We start from the raw sequence: 16422 nt of genomic DNA, 5'->3' as shown, positions 1-16422 counted from the left end.
GTCTAACAAATGGGGTGCAGTTCACAAGTTACCGGCTGCTGTCGTGTAGGTATCAAATTCGCTATTGTTTGATCAATCCACTCTTTCTGAAAGGAATTTTACAATCAATGGTACATGATCACTTGGAGCATCACGCCAATCATCATATGTACCTACTTCAACCGTCTGCATCCTAGACAGCCAATTTATTGGCGCGAAGACATAGTCAATATGAAACGGCTTCTTCTGATCATAACGGAAATAATGGGTTGGTCGCGTCTCTTGTCCGTGTGGTTCACCGTAAAAGTGGTGATAGGCGCTTTCTATACCGTATCCTCTTAACAGATCAACTACAGCAGTATGGTTGCCCACTCGTGAATAATAATCCCAGATCGCATTACTATTTAAATCACCTACAACAATACATTGTTCAGTTTGAAGCAAAGACTTATATTGTTGCAATGCCATATACAGCTGGCCTATATAACTGAGATTACGAATCTTATGATTCTTTGTCCATACAGCTATAATGGTCAAGTTCTCTGTCCCACCGCTGACACTGATCGGAACAATCCACTTATACTGATCATCATATGCTGGATGTACGGATAGTTCATATTGACTAGTAGCGAACACGCCTAAGCCTTTCCATGGATTGTCTCCATACCAAATGGCTTTGGGAAACAATTCTTTATACGCATCCCCCAACTTCTCGAGCGATTCACATTCAGGAATAATAGCAAAATCAGGCATGATGGGTTTAAGACGTACATATTTCTGTCTTAATACTTGACTGCAATTCCATGAGACAATATTCATTATTTTTCTCCCGGTTCAGAATTACATAACGTATCCGCCATCATGTCATGTATATTAAAGCGCTGTGCCCTTGGTAGGTACAAATAACTTGGACATATCTACACCTTCGTGTTCAAGCAATTTGATTTTTTTACTGATGCCTCCGGCATACCCTGTCAAGCTGCCATTTCCCCCTACAACCCGATGGCAGGGAATAATAATAGAGATGGGATTATGCCCTACTGCTCCGCCAACTGCTTGACTGGACATGCTTGTTTTACCCATTTGCACGGCCACAGCCTTTGCAATATCCCCGTACGTGATATATTCTCCGTATGGAATTTTACACAAGATATCCCATACTGCCCTACGAAATTCTCCTCCAATGGGAGCTAAAGGCAGATCAGCAATAGCAGGTTTCTCACCTGCAAAATATCTGTCTAACCATTTTTTTGCAGCGTCGAATACCGGCATATCGTTATTTTCTATCATCTCTTCGGGTATGGAGTTACCGTGATATTTTTGCCCCTCTAACCATAAACCTACAAGGTTGTCCTTGTCACAAGAAAGCGTAATCGTTCCTAAGGGCGACGGGTAGTTTGTTGAATAATACATTTTGTCCTCCTTATAGCGTGTTTCAAAGATTAATTGTAGCGTAACTGCGCCACGTCCGCCATGCTTCAATGTATTATATTTTGCCACAGAAAAAGCCCCGAATCGGAGCTTTTTGCAGATGTCATTTTCAATATTCTCCCATGCAATCGCTAAATGGTCGAATTCCGATTCTGAATAGATCTGTCCGAAACGAAAAAGTAAGTTGCTTATCGCTTTATTAATTTAGTTGACTACTCAACAACGAAGCATTAATATATGTGTTGACTAGTCAACAATCAAGAAAGTAGTGATCACTTTGCAAGAAACAGAAACCATGCATTTTATTATGCTCAACAGTAAAATTTTTAGAAACACTCAAATTTACCTGGACAGAATCATTAAAGAGTATGAGCTCAGCAGCGGATCCCTGCCCTACTTGCTTTTTCTAGATAAGAACGAAGGAATCAGTCAAAATAAATTGAGTGAAGAAATTGGCAATGATAAGGCGATGTCTGCAAGAACGATTAGCAAATTAATTCAACTGGATTATTTGTATAAAGAGCAGCACGAAAAAAACAGCAGGGCCTATAGGCTGTATCTAACGGAAAAAGCGAAGCAAATATTGCCTGTCATTCATGAAAAGGTTCAGGGAATGGTTGGTTTATTTACGGAGGACTTAACCGAAGAAGATCTGCTAATTACGATGAAATCTTTAAAGAAGATTTATGATAGCACCCAAAAGTTAAGATAATCATGCAGAGGAGAGATCCCATATGTTATATAAGAATAATGATGTACAGCTTCATAAGCTTGGTTTAGGCTGCGGTGGAAGAATGAGCAATGACCATAATAAGGAAGAAAAAATAGCGACAATCCATGAAGCGCTGGAATATGGCATTAATCATCTGAATACAGCAGACTTTTATGGCTCAGGGAAAAGTGAATTGATTATTGGCGAAGCCCTGAAGGGTCAAAAGAGGGAACAGGCTTATGTGTCTGTTAAGTTTGGGATGTTGACTGCGCCGAATGGCGGAATGTATGGGCTTGATGTTAGACCGCTAGCCATTAAAAACTATCTTACCTATACTCTTAAAAGATTAAATTTGGACTATATTGACCTGTATCAGCCAGCACGAATCGATCTGGGCATACCGGTAGAAGAAACAATTGGAGCGGTTGCCGACCTGGTTAAGGCTGGTTATGTCCGGCAGATCGGGGTTTCACAAGTGGATGCTGATACACTGAGAAAAGCAAATTCGGTTCACCCGATCAGCTTCGTAGAGATGGAATATTCCTTATTTAATAGAAGCATCGAACATGACATTATGCCAACGGCAAGAGAGCTGGGGATTGGCGTGGTCGCATTTGGCGCTCTTGCCCATGGGTTGCTTAGCGGTACTTGTTCAAAGGACTCAGAGACACACAGCCCTTGGGTTCCTTTATTCTTTGAACAAAACATAGACAGGAATCTTGAGCTTGTAGAGCAATTGCGTACCATCGCTGATGAGAAGCATGTAACCGTCCCACAACTGGCTCTTGCGTGGATGTTAACGAAAGGCGAAGACCTGATTACTATAATTGGTGCTTCAAGACGGACTACTCTTCAAGATTCATTAAAAGCTGTAAATGTGAAATTAAGCGCCGATGATATTCAAAAAATTGAAACAGCCGTATCCCCAGAAAAGATAGCGGGCAACAGCTTCCCTAATATGAAATTTAGAAATGGCGTGGCAGCTGTGTAAATGCAGCCTTTTCTACTCTTTCTAATTCAAAATATCCTGTTTCGTAAAGACGAAGAAGGAAACGGCTAGCGAAGCAATTCCCCAACTGACCAATATAACAAGCGAGAAGCCAAGCGTCATGCCCGTGATCGGCGGTGGCGAGCCAGCCAAATAATCGGTTAGCTGCAGATTAACCGAGAAGATGAATTTAGCACTGTGCCAGGAAGAAGCCATGTTTGATAAGAGCGTTCCGGAAATAACGGCTGCCATCATCGTTACGATGCTCGCGGCCGTGCTGCGCACTAGCACAGACACCATCAGCGCAAGCAAGGCCACCGTCATGGCCGACACCCAGATTAGTCCGGCTTCCATCAGCAGATAATGCCATTGCGGAATCGCGTGTACAAAGCCGCTTTCGACTGCTGAACCCTTGATTACGAAACCTGTAAAAACAGGTAATTCCCACCCCTTGTAGCCGAACACCGCGCCTGATATAAGATAACAGAGTACCGCACTGACTACAACGGTCAATGATACGTAAAGACTCAGCGCAACTAGTTTGCTGAACAAGATCTTCCAACGGCACACAGGCCGTGTCAGTAGCATCTTGATCGTGCCCGACGTGCGTTCGCCCGAAACGAGGTCGGAAGCAAGCGCAAGTATAAGCAATGGGAAGAACAGCGTTACCGCGTTCGACAGGAAGCTACGAGTGAACGTGACGCCGTCCGGCGAGTTCGGATTGACGTCATGATCCAAATAATATTGTAGCTGCTGCACGGCGATTCGCTGCGAACGCTTCCATTCGTCTGGTATCCTGTCACTCGAGAGCGTGTTCTGGTATTCGCTGATTTGCTGCACGAGCTGATTGCGCCAATCCTTGAAATTCATCTCGTTCGTCTCTTTGATGCGATACTGCGCATACGTAAAGATCGGAATGAGGATCAGCAGCACGAGCACGATGACGAGAAATCGCTTCTTCTTCCATATCTTGAGGGTTTCGTTTTGTATGAGCGGGAGCAATCTAACCAATGCTTTCACCTTCCGTCATCCGTAAAAATAACTGCTCCAGCGTCGGAGCTATGCTGTGCACAGACACAATGCCAATGCCGGCGAGCACCGCCTTCTCAACCAGAGACGAGATCCGCTCCGGGTTCATCGCCGTGATGAGCCCCTCCCTCATCCCCGCGAGCAAGCTCTCGTCGATCCTGTGCTCTTGCTCCAGCACGAGCACGACGTCGCTCTCGCCCGCGAGCAGACGGCGCCCCGCCTCCTGCTGTTCGAATTGCCAGACGACGTAATTGTCAGAGCCGTGGATCAGCTCGTCTACCGTGCCGACAGCCAGTACCTTGCCTTGGCTGATGATCGCGACGCGATCGCACATCAGTTGGATCTCGCTCAGCAGATGACTCGAGATGAACAAACTCATGCCCTGATTCGCCAGCATGCGGACGAATTCCCGCAGCTCCTTGATGCCTTTTGGATCGAGCCCGTTCGTTGGTTCGTCCAGGATGAGCAGCTTCGGCCGACCGAGCAGCGCCTGCGCGATGCCGAGTCGCTGCCGCATGCCAAGCGAATAAGTTTTTACTTTATCATGAATGCGCGCATCAAGGCCGACGATGGCAGCGACCTCGCGAATTCGCGCATGATCGACGCCGCTCTGCATACGTGCGAAATGCTCTAGATTTTCCCATCCCGTCAGATAGGGATAGGCTTCGGGATTTTCAACAATGCAGCCGACATGGCGCATTGCAGCTTCGGGATGGCGGCTAATGTCTTCGCCGCAGATCATAATCTCGCCCGAAGTCGGCTTGATCAGATCGACGAGCATACGGATTGTCGTCGTTTTTCCGGCGCCATTAGGTCCGAGAAAGCCGAAGATTTCACCGGCGCGGACCTCGAACGTGATGTCCTTAATGATTGGCTTACCGCCGATTTGTTTCTTGACATTGCGGACAGACAGCACGCTGTCGCTGTCCTGATCGTCCAACTGCCCAGACTCTCGTCTTGCGTGACGCATGCTCGTTCCCTCCTACTCTAATGACTGCACGATGCGAGTGGCGATTTGCTGGTACCCAGCATGATTGGGATGAAAATGATCCGACGATAGGTAACGGTCAATCGTGTTCTCGAATAAATCGAACGTCGGGACCATCGTCATATTGGGGTATTCGTGAAGCAGCGTGTATACCCGTTCGTTCCACTGCTGAATCTGGAGCGAACCGCTCCTAAATTCCTCGATATCATAGAACGGATTGTACAAGCCCACGTATACGACTTGCGCATTGGGATTAATCAGATGAAGCCGTTTTACGACTTGCGCCAGCCGGTTCAAACCTTGAGGCATCTCGGCCTTAAGCTTATCCAAATTCAATTCGTTCGCCAAATTGCCCAAACTCTTGCCAGAGAGGATCTGGAACAGATCGTTTCCGCCGATGGTAAAGACGATTACGTTCGCCTGCTTAAGCGCAAAGCTGTAGCCTTTATCGGTTTCCAGCAGCTGCTCAAGCCGATCGGATTTCAAACCGTTAACTGCCAGGTTGTTGTTGAGCCGGACGGACTTGCCCGGATATTTCTGCTTCAGCAGCGCGACGACCTGCTTAACGTAACCTTCGCCAGACGCGTCGCCTGTGCCTTTCGTCAGAGAATCGCCGATGGCCGTAATCACAATGTCATTACCTTCGCTCAGCTCGCCTCCCGCCGGCAGCACCGACACCTTCGCACTCTCCGAGAACGCCTCGCCTTTCGGATAAAGCGTATCCTTCACGGCAAATCCAACTCCCGCAATCAGCAGCAGTGTCGACAAAACGGAGGAAATGCCAATAATTTTCCATAAGTTTCCGGAGGATATCGGTCTCATCTGGGTGGTCTCTCCTTGATCTCTCAAAAATCAATGCTCTCTCCGATTAGAATCGTTAGACCAAATATTTCCTTCCATCCTTTTTTTTATTCGTTTCTTTCCAGCTAAGTTGAAACATTTACAGCTAAAGCTGAAAATCATACTCGTCTTGTGTCATATCTACCGTGGTGTGTATTTCGAATGCGGACAGCTCGTCCTCTGTAGCCTTTCTGCTGGGAAACTTGTTCATTGTCTGAAATAAGCTGCTGCTATGAACACGAGGCAGACTTCACAAAACAAAAAAAGGCAACACCTGTTGGTGTCACCTCTACATTTCATCTATTTAACTCTCTACGCACGATTTCATTCGCTGCATGATCGGGGCCATTCTTTAATTACATATCAGCTACCGGCACATGACCTGTCATCCAGTTCAATTCACTATCAAGCATGAATCGTATGTGCCATCCCTTCTCCGACTTAGGCCACTGATGAAATTGCGTCACGCATTCATACAGAGCTTCAACGCTTTCCTTCGATTTATGCTGCAAAACATTATTCATCATCCATACAAGGTTATTCGGTTTGCAGGTTACCCCATCCAGCACTTTCATAAACCACTTATGATAGGGATAAAGAACTTCATTATATGCCAAAATAAGCCGCCCAGCGAATAAAACGAAATTAGTCGTAGAGAATTCAATGACGTAGCGCTCGTTCTTCTTTAAGCCTTCGTAGAACATCCAACGCCAACCTTCAAATTGAGCATGGAATTTTTCCAATTTCTCATTTTTCAGTTCAGTGGGATAGTTGGAAGCCGCTTGTACCATCTCTTGCAGGCCGATTATTTCACTATAACTTACTATTGCGTCCTTGAAGGCAAACCTAGCGGGCTCGCTGCCGGATTCGGCTACCTTGTTCATATACGAAACCGAGGTATATTTCCCATCTACATACCCGCCATCATAGGGCGTTGACTCCGTTTCATGGTAATGAATATCCCCTCTTTCTAATAAAGAAAGATAATCCTCATCCGATACCACGAGCATAAGGTCGATATCCGAATCTTCTTGGGCAAAGCCATGCGCAACGGAACCCCCGACAATAACAGCTAAAATCTCTTCTTTTTCCTTGAGCTTGTTTGTAATCTTTTCAATGGCTGTTTTATGATGCGGATACATTTGTGAATGTCTCCTTCTAATTGGAATTAGAGTTGCACCTTCCGGTTCTTATAGTAGTATACTTTGTCTTCCTCCGTAATTTCCCGCAGCACTTTACAAGGACTGCCCACTGCGACCACATTCGGCGGAATATCCTTCGTCACGATGCTTCCTGCGCCTATTACACTGTTCTTGCCTATCGTAACGCCGGGATTAATGACTGCGCCGCTCCCAATCCAAACGTTGTCCTCAATGACAACCGGGAATGCGTACATTTGGCCAGTTGCACGCAATTCACCGTCAATGGGATGTCCGGTAGTCGAAATCGTAACATTAGGAGCAAACAAGACGCCATTCCCGATTGTGACCGTTGTATCGTCCACGATGGTAAGATTGAAATTCGCATAGACATTATTGCCGATAAACGTATTCGAGCCGTAGGCAAAATGAATCGGAGGTTCGATCCAGCAATTGTTGCCCCAACTTCCAAATAGCTGTTTAGCCAGTTCTTCTCTTTTGGCCACCTCGGACGGTCTCGTATGGTTAAAATCGAAAACGAGCTCTTTTCCCTTAAGCCGTTCTTCGGGCAGACCTTCTCCCATATCGGTGAACAACAAACCATTCTTTATATTTTCACGTTGTGTCAATTTTAATATCCCCTTCACTTTAACTTTTCGTTAAATTCTATTTTATTGATGTCAGTTATCGTATTATATATAATTATTGATTAAAAATATCATTATATTAACCGAATGTGGTGAGCTCATTTGAAGAATCGCATTGTCCCTGTCGACAAGGACCTGAACAGCACTTTTAAGTTGAATCCGATATTTCCTTTTGTACTCTCCCGAGATGATTTAAGTGACTATGTAGGCGGATTCGTGAACTGGCATAAACAAACTGCTATAGAAATTGCTATTGTTGTAGAAGGAAGGATTAATGTAACCGTCCTAGAACGCGAGGAAACGATGGAAGTTGGGGATGGATTTCTAATCTTGCCCGAACGTTTGCATACCTTAAAGCCAAGCAAAGGCTCTAAAGTGGCAAGATACTTTACTTTCATTTTTGAACCCGTCTTATTAACCGGATTTAAAGGAAGTTTTTTTGAACATGCCTTTTATTTTCCGGCATTAAGCAAGAAAGAAGCCTTTTATAAGTTCAATATTCAGGATAACTGGACACACCCCATATTTGAGCAGATGAAATGGGTCTATGAGCAAGAAGCTACAGATCGCCCTTCGTTCCAATTAAACGTACAGCGAATTGTACAAGATGTTTGGATCATCTTGTGGAACAATCTTTTGTCCAAGGAAGAAGAAGGGGATCGCAAGCAACACAATACGCGAATCTTGATAATGATCGAATATTTGCATAATCATTATTCTTCGAAGTTCTCTTTAAGCGATATGGCGGCACAATCCAATGTTAGCCGTGGAGAATGCTGCCGCTACTTCAAGAAAATGATGCACATGACAATCTCTGATTATCTCATGGAGTATCGGGTTTCAAAAGCAATTGAACTTCTGGAATCCGCTGATAGATCCATTTCCGAAATCTCTGAGACAGTTGGATTCAGCAGCCAGAGTTATTTTATTGAATCGTTCAAAAAGAAGACGCGTCTCACCCCTCTTGCCTATAGGAAATTATTAAAGGGAATACCCAAATAAAAATATTTGACGCCTCATAGATAAAAATGGAATTATATAAACTTCTCCCAAAAACGGAACAGCAGCAGCCATGGACGTAAATAAAGTCCTAGACTGCTGCTGTTTTATTGAGCTATCGTCTCCGTTTAGCTTATGGTCGAACTGTTTGGGGGCTTTATTAATGTCTGAACTTCTCGGCGAAAGCTATAATTTTATCAACGAAAATCCCCTGCAATTGATCGGTGCCTTCCTTGGGCGCTTTGTAGGCTTTATATCCGCCGAACGATTCGATGCAGACTGCTGCTTCTCTTAAGTCGGATGGGATATTCTTCTCGATGATCTCAGCCGTCTCTTTTTGCTTCTCATTGCAAATAAAGTATCCCATATCCTTACTCAAAAGCTCGTCGTGATTTTTTTTGATAAAGTCCCGAATCGGTTTGTATATTTTCCCATATCTGACTCCTGCCCCTAGGATAATGCGATCATATTCCCCTATAGCTGGCTTGTCCGACTCCAAGTTGCATGTCGTACAATCCGATAGCTGCTCCGACAATACTTTTATGCATTGGGCCGTTGCCCCGGTCTTTGTTGCGAATAGAACGAGTATTGCCATATTCTTACCACCTATCCCGTCATGATTTGTTGCGCGCATTAGAATGAAGTAGATGAATTTGATTCTCCAGGACCGAGCTGGCTCGACCAAGAAATTGGTTAATGAGCTCTAGTTCTTCCTCCGTATAGGAAGAAGCCAGCTTCACCATCTCCTCGTGAAGCTGGAGATACGTTTGACTAACATCTTCTTTATCCTCATAAAGCGGGACGATAATCACCTTGCGGCGGTCATTTGGGTCATGCTGTCTTTGAACGAATCCGTTCTTTTCCAGCCGATCGATTAAAGCGGTAACGCTCCCCGTCGTAAGTCCGGTTAGCTTCGAGAGCTCTCCTGCCGTGATTGGGCCTTTCTCGTGCAAAATATCGATGGATAAGAAATCATTATTGTATAGTCCTAGAGCAGTAGCTACGCTCTGCTGATATAGTACGGTTCGGGTTCCTAAACCTCGCATGCGCAACGTGAGATTCTCCTGCTGTTCCGTAATTTGTATGGGTTGATCAGTTGACAAATGGCAACTCTCCTCTTAAAATCATAATATCTTGATAATCAAGATACTTTACAATCAATATACTTGATGGCGCGTTATAAATCAAGTTTTAAAGGGAGGCAAACAGAAAGGCGGATTCGACAAATTGATGTGGGTAACTTCAGCGTATATGGTCGCGGAGATGGCCGGTATGCCTATATTCGGCAAACTATCCGATACTTGCCGATCGGGCTCATTGCCTTCGTTATGATTGCGTTTTTCTACAAAGAGTCCGTTGAGCATTCCAAGCAAAAGATTGACTATCTCGGCGCGATAACGCTTGTTGCTTCGATCGTTAGTCTCATGTTCGCGCTTGAACTCGGCGGTAAGGAATATGCTTGGGATTCCGGCATGATTATCGGATTGTTCGGGTTGTTCGCGGTACTCTTCCTTGCCTTTGTCTATATCGAACGGCGCGCGGAGGAACCGATCATCGCCTTCGGCATGTTTAAGAACCGTCTCTATTCAACGAGCAATATCATGGCGATATTCAGCGGAGCGGCGTTTATAACGGCATCCATCTACATTCCGGTGTTCATTCAAGGTGTTCATTCAAGGTGTCCTTGGCGGATCGGCTACGAATTCGGGGCTTGTCTTGCTTCCGATGATGCTCGGCTCGGTTATTACTGCGGCAGGCGGCGGAGCATTCCTTGCGAAATTCAAGTACCGTTCCATCATGATTCCAACAACGATGCTGCTAGTTATCGGCATAGCACTCCTGACTACTCTGACGGCGGATACTTCACGCCTCATGGTCACGATCTTCATGATTCTCGTCGGTCTAGGCATCGGTTCTTCGTTCTCCGTATTAAGCAATGCGGCAATACACGGCTTCACCGCACGGCAGCGCGGATCCGCGAGTTCGACGCTTAACTTCAATAGGGAGCTCGGAATGACGTTAGGCATCACGGTTTTCGGCATTATTCAGAGTCATTTGTTCTCCAATAAATTGACGACCGCATTCAGCGGCGGACAGCAGACGAACGAAATTGATCTTAACGATCCAAGCAACATCCTGACCCCGCAGATGCGGGATCATATCTCCCAGCCCGTTCTAGAGAAGATTACGGAAGCGTTAACCTCGTCGCTGGTTCAGACCTTCGCTTGGGCGAGCATTCCGGCGGTCATTGCGCTTGCTGCAGCTTTCTGAGAAACGTTCGATCCGGCCTCCGAAATGGAAGAATACACAGCGTCTCACTAATCGGCTCCTTGACAGGACTCCTCCTCCTCCCGAATCAAAACATCCTCCTTCTCCATAAGGCCAATCCGATCCAACCGACAAAAATGAATGCGATGATTAATGTTATGATCCATGAGAAGGGGTTCTTGTCGGCAATAGGCAAGGTAACATTCATCCCAAAGAAACTGAATACAAGCGTAGGCAACGTTAAAAAAACGGTAAACAACGTAAGTGTCTTCATTGTTTTATTTAATTCATTGGATATGAGTGAAGAATACGAACCCGTTATGCTGTTCAAAATTCTTGTATATAATTCTGTCGTTTCAATTCCTTGATCATTTTCAATCTTCAGATCTTCTAGAAGATCTTTGTCATCGTCGTATAAGGTTAAGGAATTGGTACGAAAGAGCTTGGTTATAACATCCGCATTAGCCTTTAAAGAGGTGAGAAAATAAACTAAACTTTTTTCAATTTCCATTAAGTCATAAAGCTGCTTGTTCGTTAAGGAATCACGTAAATGACTCTCTATTTTAAGACGCTGCTTGTTGAGCAGTTTTAATTTTTCTATGTACTGCGTTGAAAATAACAATAACATCTCTAATGCAACACGATTTTTCATTGAGGTGTTCACATTTTTCTTAATTAAATGATCTAAAGAGTTAGTCGATTGGTTACATACCGTAACAATGTAATCCGTTCCTAAGATGATTCCAATAGGGATCGTAATATAAGAATCAAACTGAAGATTACTGACATCAATAATCGGAAAATCATTAATAATTAATGTGCATTTCGTCTCTTCATCATATTCAATCCTTGCGCTTTCTTCTAAATCTAATGGATCCTCCAGAAATTCCATGGGGATATTACAACGGTGAGATACCTCTCTAAGTTCTTCCTTTGAAGGTGCGGTTATATGTATCCAGCTGTTCTTTTCGAACTGTTCTATTGGTTCTAGAATTCCATCAGCGGAAGTTTTATAAATATTAAGCATCCTGTAGTATCACTCCTCATTTATTATCTGTTATTTTTCATAAATAGTTGTAAGTCTGCGCCTGAAAACCCGCATGGCTACGTTATGACTGTTTCATGATTAACCTTATTTACTGAGTATAAGCCACCTATATTTCAGGATAAAATGTAGTGCAATTTAGAGCCTATGTATAAAATGTATAATTATACAATAAAAAAAGACTGCCGCACGTTGGCGACAGCCTCCTTTCATGACCACTGAGTGGTCGTCCACTACTTTTTCAATTTCTTCTTTTCTTCAATCATTGCAACTTTAAAATTGAACTTGTCATCATTAAACGGGTTTACAACATGCGGTCGTGAGGACAAATCGATTTGACTGAAAGCAACGAACAAATCATCCTCAGCAACATGCTCTCTATCCGCGGCAACAGCCTCACAAACTGCCCGTTCGATTGTACGCATCAGTACCCTGAGGTTTCCAGCGGAAGCATAAAACAGCTTCTGAGAGAGCTCAGGGGAAGCCAATTGAGAACGAACCGGGAATGGCAGCTTTTCGTCGACAGTCTTTAAGAATCCACGAAAGGATTTATCGTAGCTGAAAGTACTAAATCTCTGGCGATTTGTAAATCGAGTATCCAGCTGTTCGTTAATCTTGAGGAGTGATTCGGCTGTCGGAATACCACTTAAAATCACAGGAATTTTAATCTCATTAACTAGCCCCTTTATCCAGTCCGCAACATTAGACTTGACGCGTTTATTTTCACTATCATTGACGTGTTGGAACTCATCTAGAACCAATAATTTGACATCACATTTTTCTACTAAGTGGAATATTCTTGCCTTCATTGTCTTTTCTGTTCCAATGTCGAACAATGGATCTTTCATAGAAAATAGAATCTTCGATGCAACATCCTTAGGCTTTGCTCCGGAAGGAAGTTCTACTAGAAGAACAGGAATGATGTCCCTCTCTTCCTCTTTCCTGCGAGGAAATTTATCTCGATAATACTCCAAAACCGTTGTCTTGCCTGTTCCAGAATCCCCAAATATGCACATACAATCTGGTTTTGAAGAGTCTTGAGACATCATGTGGCATTTATAAATCTCCTGGAGAATTACTTGGAAACTAGGGTGGTGAATAACGATTTCTTTCACTTGATCAACTGCATTTTTTTGTTTGCTTAGAACTTCCGGATCCAATCCGAAGCTTTCACTAAAGAAATTGTCATTATTATTCGACAAGTCTTACACTCCTTTTATCCCTGTTTGATAAGAAGGCAGGTCATCATCCATGTCATTTTCCATATCATATTCAGAAGTCTCCTGTGCTTTTTGATCAGAGACAACTTCTACGCCCTTCTTATTTTGACCCGTAGGTTTTCTGGGTTTTACAGGCTCTCCTTGTTGGACCGAATTAATCTCAGATATATCTTCTGGTAGAGAGAGCTTATCCAACTCATAACCCATATTCTCAAATCTCAGAGTTTGCAACTCCATCGATGCCAATGTGTCTGCATACTCTTGTTTTTGATCATCTTGCTGCTGCTTAGTTATTTCTTTAACATTACGACGTGCTTGTCCTACATGACTGTCTTCATGCCTTGTCTTGGCACTACTTAGTTCAACTGACCTCAATTGCACTTCGTAATAGGGAATAGGAAGATCCGATCTTATTTTTCGATCAGAAACAATCTCTATATCCGGATAAGCTTCAATATAAGTTTCGTTTAGAGGATCCCGAACATAGATTACTCGCAAATCATCAACATCATATCGAATACGCAATTCATCGTTACGGTTTAACCGATCCATTTCATAACGAAGATCTTGCAAAGCGGCACTTTGAAAGTAAAAACTTTCGAGCTTAATTCCCTGGGCTTGTAATTTTCTAAATTCTAATCCTGCACCCATGACAATTTTCAGCTCCTTAAGATTTCGAGGAACAGCTAATCTGAGATGCGGGTTCTCATTAAGGCTCTTATGCCAAAGATCATGAGGAACGCCTGCTCTCGTGACCGAATGTCTCCAGTCGTGAGATATCATATCAACCAATGCGATATGCACGAGATAGTTAAAAGCTTGCAAGGTAATGCATGCTTCCCCTTCAGAGTCATATTGCGATCTTTCAAAAGGATTTGAGAAAGTTGTACCTGGGGAACGATGAATCAGTTTCTGATTCAATGCTCGAAATGCTCTTTCAATTGCTCCTTTTTGATGGCCAGAGGCGATGCTACAGTACTGGATATCAATACCATAAGTCTGACAGACGTCTCGTAAGTCATACGATTCGTTAACCTTGGCATTATCGAGAACAATTTCTCTTGGAATGCCATATGCTGTCCACTCTTTTTGTACCAATGGGTACAACTGACCCACATATGTTTTAGGCAGAAAGCAGTGTAGCAAACACTGTTTTAGCTCACCACTATCCGGTTGATTGAAACAAACATGAAAACCCATAGGTTCACCAGAGAATACATCAATCGCATAAATGAGCCAAGGACGTTGCCTTTGGAGAGTCCGTGGATTAACTAGAAGCAGATCTACTTGAGTCCAATCAATTTCAACTCGTTCTAATATACGATCGCAAAATAATCGGCCACGAGAACCTTTTCGTAATAGCCTTGCTTTTTGGAGTCCATGACGAATTACATCTTGTTTGTATTTATCCTGCTCATCACGGTACACTCTCCAAAAAGTTGTTAAGGATAAGCACTTGAGCTCTTGGCTTGCTTCTCTAAAATCGTTGGCTTCTTTAACTCGAGCCTTGAGCTCATCAAACATTTCTCTAACACTAGGAATGATGTCCTCGTAAGCTAGGTCGTTAATTACCTGTTTGGCTATTTCAATGACTTTTTCGTCAGACAAACGACTTCGAGGTCCCCTCATTTCATAGTTAGATATCAGGTATCGAATGTCCCTGTATCTTAACCACTTACGCATCCAGTTATAGAATGTTCCTTGTGAGACCTGATTTACCTCAAGATGCTTCTCCAAATCTGCAAATCTTTTTTCTCTTTTAATGAAAGGACGAATTATTTCATATCGCCTTTCTGCTTCTTTTTTCTTATCCGGCGGAAAAGATTCAAAATCTGTTTCTATAACCGGCTGCGACTCATCGATTTGAAACTCCAAATTGCCATCCATCCAAGCTTGAAGAAGTTCCTCAACCTTATAGGTTTCCAGTTTTTTGTAATTGACACTTTCAACAGTAACTTGTCGATGTCCGGAACGTTTCACAACAACTTCAAGCCCATATAACAAGAACTTTGTTCCGTGAGAGAAATCATGTTGGGACATGGTTAAAACACCTTCTCTACATTAATATAGAGGACGGACTGATCAGCAATCCTTTGACTTACCAAGTCCGTATAAATGTAACGATCTAATAGCAATTTATACACAATCGCTGTGAACAACGCCAGACCAATCCCATCATCTTCGTTTATTAGTTGTCGTAACTCTTTGATTGAGCATGGAGCTACTTTCTTCAACTGATCGTACACAATCACCATATCTTGAGCAGCAATTTCTAAGCGCATGACGTCTAGAAGGAGATTGATATTGGTACTAAAACACCCTTTACGAAGATCAAGCTCGGTTACTACCTTGAATCTCCATCCCTTTTCTTGGCAGTATATTTTAGCTACTTCAAATTTAATGACATTCTCAGGGTTATTCACTTCATGTGAGGGCTTTACTTCCACAATTGTCATCTCCCCTTCGACATCAGTTAGAAGAAAGTCTGGTGTATAGCTTCGGGCACGCCTTTTATAGTTATATTTAAGACGCAAAGGTTGGTACTCGATTTTTAAGATCTCAGGTTGAAAGTTACAAAAACGAACAAAGTCTCGTTCAAGAAGACTTTCTCCGAAAACCATTGATTCATCGCTTGTTCTTCGTGCCACTAGACACCTTCTATTTATACCCTTCTTAGGGCCAATCTTTCTTACTGGAATAACCCCACCTCTTTTTCTAGATATTCAAGATTTCTTGTAATCATCCCCTGCTTTTACATACAAGCTTCTAGAGATCTCCACTTCATACAACTCACCAGATGTTGATGTTACTTACCTTTTATAATTAATCATATCCTGATGCTTGGGAGATTAAACCTCCAGAAAAGCAAACAAATCCCTTTTGTTATAAATAACTCTTAATTGCAAAAGAATATCTCTCAGTAGCTTCTTCTATTATGTGTTTATGAGACTAACATCATCACTCTAACTGTCAACCTCTATTAAATAGCAGTCATGAGATTGCAATATATTAGTATATATATTAGTAAATATATATACTAATATATTGGTTTACATAATTGATGTCTTAAAAGAATGTGTCATGCTGAAACGGCTGAGGCTATTCATTGTCGTCAAAGCTTGAATTAATGAGGAGGC

At 43.1% G+C, this 16422-nt stretch carries 18 protein-coding genes; 5 read left to right on the top strand and 13 right to left on the bottom strand.

Annotated features, from left to right (window positions below; genetic code table 11):
• Nucleotides 1-72 precede the first annotated feature (72 nt).
• A complete protein-coding gene (locus tag QQK89_RS25760) occupies nt 73-798 on the bottom strand; it encodes an endonuclease/exonuclease/phosphatase family protein (RefSeq protein ID WP_284241600.1) in 726 nt (241 codons plus the stop codon).
• A gap of 54 nt (nt 799-852) precedes the next feature.
• Nucleotides 853-1479: a methylated-DNA--[protein]-cysteine S-methyltransferase gene (locus tag QQK89_RS25755; protein WP_434481772.1), complete on the bottom strand. Its 627-nt coding sequence runs from the start codon at nt 1477-1479 to the stop codon at nt 853-855.
• Between the two features lie 208 nt (nt 1480-1687).
• Between QQK89_RS25755 and QQK89_RS25750 the strand changes: the two genes are divergently transcribed.
• Nucleotides 1688-2122: a MarR family winged helix-turn-helix transcriptional regulator gene (locus tag QQK89_RS25750; RefSeq protein ID WP_284241599.1), complete on the top strand. Its 435-nt coding sequence runs from the start codon at nt 1688-1690 to the stop codon at nt 2120-2122.
• 22 nt (nt 2123-2144) lie between these two features.
• Nucleotides 2145-3113 carry an aldo/keto reductase gene (locus tag QQK89_RS25745; protein WP_284241598.1) on the top strand — a complete coding sequence of 323 codons (969 nt, stop codon included), beginning with the start codon at nt 2145-2147 and terminating at the stop codon, nt 3111-3113.
• A 21-nt stretch (nt 3114-3134) separates the two neighbouring features.
• Here the strand turns inward: QQK89_RS25745 and QQK89_RS25740 are convergent, their stop codons facing one another.
• The 5 genes from QQK89_RS25740 to QQK89_RS25720 all read right to left on the bottom strand — a co-directional run bounded on the left by QQK89_RS25740 (nt 3135) and on the right by QQK89_RS25720 (nt 7735).
• Nucleotides 3135-4121, bottom strand: coding sequence for an ABC transporter permease (locus QQK89_RS25740; protein ID WP_284241597.1), 987 nt, complete (start codon nt 4119-4121; stop codon nt 3135-3137).
• Nucleotides 4114-5109, bottom strand: a complete 996-nt coding sequence (locus tag QQK89_RS25735; RefSeq protein WP_284241596.1) for an ABC transporter ATP-binding protein — start codon at nt 5107-5109, stop codon at nt 4114-4116. Before QQK89_RS25735 ends, QQK89_RS25740 begins: the two co-directional genes overlap by 8 nt.
• A 12-nt stretch (nt 5110-5121) precedes the next feature.
• Entirely contained in the window at nt 5122-5949 is an 828-nt protein-coding gene (locus QQK89_RS25730; protein WP_284241595.1) for a GDSL-type esterase/lipase family protein, read from the bottom strand.
• A 374-nt stretch (nt 5950-6323) separates the two neighbouring features.
• The gene (locus QQK89_RS25725; RefSeq protein ID WP_284241594.1) at nt 6324-7109 is read right to left on the bottom strand and encodes a nucleotidyltransferase domain-containing protein; all 786 of its coding nucleotides are present in this window, start codon (nt 7107-7109) and stop codon (nt 6324-6326) included.
• 26 nt (nt 7110-7135) lie between these two features.
• Nucleotides 7136-7735, bottom strand: a complete 600-nt coding sequence (locus tag QQK89_RS25720; protein ID WP_284241593.1) for a maltose acetyltransferase domain-containing protein — start codon at nt 7733-7735, stop codon at nt 7136-7138.
• A 120-nt stretch (nt 7736-7855) separates the two neighbouring features.
• Between QQK89_RS25720 and QQK89_RS25715 the strand changes: the two genes are divergently transcribed.
• Entirely contained in the window at nt 7856-8755 is a 900-nt protein-coding gene (locus tag QQK89_RS25715; RefSeq protein WP_284241592.1) for a helix-turn-helix domain-containing protein, read from the top strand.
• Nucleotides 8756-8912: 157 nt separating this feature from the next.
• Here the strand turns inward: QQK89_RS25715 and QQK89_RS25710 are convergent, their stop codons facing one another.
• Complete coding sequence (locus QQK89_RS25710; protein WP_284241591.1) at nt 8913-9347, bottom strand: flavodoxin domain-containing protein; 435 nt, start codon at nt 9345-9347, stop codon at nt 8913-8915.
• Nucleotides 9348-9366: 19 nt separating this feature from the next.
• Nucleotides 9367-9798 carry a MarR family transcriptional regulator gene (locus QQK89_RS25705; protein WP_284241622.1) on the bottom strand — a complete coding sequence of 144 codons (432 nt, stop codon included), beginning with the start codon at nt 9796-9798 and terminating at the stop codon, nt 9367-9369.
• Between the two features lie 186 nt (nt 9799-9984).
• On the opposite strand from QQK89_RS25705, the gene QQK89_RS25700 reads away from it, so the two are divergent.
• The gene (locus tag QQK89_RS25700; protein WP_434481770.1) at nt 9985-10746 is read left to right on the top strand and encodes a hypothetical protein; all 762 of its coding nucleotides are present in this window, start codon (nt 9985-9987) and stop codon (nt 10744-10746) included.
• Between the two features lie 19 nt (nt 10747-10765).
• Entirely contained in the window at nt 10766-11023 is a 258-nt protein-coding gene (locus tag QQK89_RS29765) for a hypothetical protein (RefSeq protein WP_434481769.1), read from the top strand.
• An 85-nt stretch (nt 11024-11108) separates the two neighbouring features.
• On the opposite strand, the gene QQK89_RS25695 is transcribed toward QQK89_RS29765, so the two are convergent.
• From QQK89_RS25695 to QQK89_RS25680, 4 genes are all read right to left on the bottom strand, one after another.
• Nucleotides 11109-12047 (bottom strand): magnesium transporter CorA family protein, encoded by a 939-nt coding sequence (locus tag QQK89_RS25695; RefSeq protein ID WP_284241590.1) that lies wholly within the window; start codon nt 12045-12047, stop codon nt 11109-11111.
• Between the two features lie 251 nt (nt 12048-12298).
• Nucleotides 12299-13267 carry a TniB family NTP-binding protein gene (locus tag QQK89_RS25690; protein ID WP_284241589.1) on the bottom strand — a complete coding sequence of 323 codons (969 nt, stop codon included), beginning with the start codon at nt 13265-13267 and terminating at the stop codon, nt 12299-12301.
• A gap of 3 nt (nt 13268-13270) precedes the next feature.
• Entirely contained in the window at nt 13271-15325 is a 2055-nt protein-coding gene (locus tag QQK89_RS25685) for a Mu transposase C-terminal domain-containing protein (protein WP_284241588.1), read from the bottom strand.
• A 2-nt stretch (nt 15326-15327) separates the two neighbouring features.
• Complete coding sequence (locus QQK89_RS25680; RefSeq protein WP_284241587.1) at nt 15328-15933, bottom strand: TnsA endonuclease N-terminal domain-containing protein; 606 nt, start codon at nt 15931-15933, stop codon at nt 15328-15330.
• Nucleotides 15934-16422: the final 489 nt, after the last annotated feature.

It is taken from the genome of Paenibacillus glycanilyticus (assembly GCF_030161375.1).
GTDB classification, from domain to species: Bacteria; Bacillota; Bacilli; order Paenibacillales; family Paenibacillaceae; genus Pristimantibacillus; species Pristimantibacillus glycanilyticus_B.
Note: the sequence above shows the minus strand (reverse complement) of the source record. Positions and strands in the feature narration are given on the sequence as shown.

What these genes read in the sequence shown, in the direction of transcription:
- QQK89_RS25745 (WP_284241598.1), top strand. Translation starts at nt 2,145, where the DNA reads ATGTTATATAAGAATAATGATGTACAGCTTCATAAGCTTGGTTTAGGC.
- QQK89_RS25760 (WP_284241600.1), bottom strand. Translation starts at nt 798, where the DNA reads ATGAATATTGTCTCATGGAATTGCAGTCAAGTATTAAGACAGAAATAT.
- QQK89_RS25705 (WP_284241622.1), bottom strand. Translation starts at nt 9,798, where the DNA reads ATGCGAGGTTTAGGAACCCGAACCGTACTATATCAGCAGAGCGTAGCT.
- QQK89_RS29765 (WP_434481769.1), top strand. Translation starts at nt 10,766, where the DNA reads ATGACGTTAGGCATCACGGTTTTCGGCATTATTCAGAGTCATTTGTTC.
- QQK89_RS25725 (WP_284241594.1), bottom strand. Translation starts at nt 7,109, where the DNA reads ATGTATCCGCATCATAAAACAGCCATTGAAAAGATTACAAACAAGCTC.
- QQK89_RS25710 (WP_284241591.1), bottom strand. Translation starts at nt 9,347, where the DNA reads ATGGCAATACTCGTTCTATTCGCAACAAAGACCGGGGCAACGGCCCAA.
- QQK89_RS25695 (WP_284241590.1), bottom strand. Translation starts at nt 12,047, where the DNA reads ATGCTTAATATTTATAAAACTTCCGCTGATGGAATTCTAGAACCAATA.
- QQK89_RS25730 (WP_284241595.1), bottom strand. Translation starts at nt 5,949, where the DNA reads ATGAGACCGATATCCTCCGGAAACTTATGGAAAATTATTGGCATTTCC.
- QQK89_RS25685 (WP_284241588.1), bottom strand. Translation starts at nt 15,325, where the DNA reads ATGTCCCAACATGATTTCTCTCACGGAACAAAGTTCTTGTTATATGGG.
- QQK89_RS25735 (WP_284241596.1), bottom strand. Translation starts at nt 5,109, where the DNA reads ATGCGTCACGCAAGACGAGAGTCTGGGCAGTTGGACGATCAGGACAGC.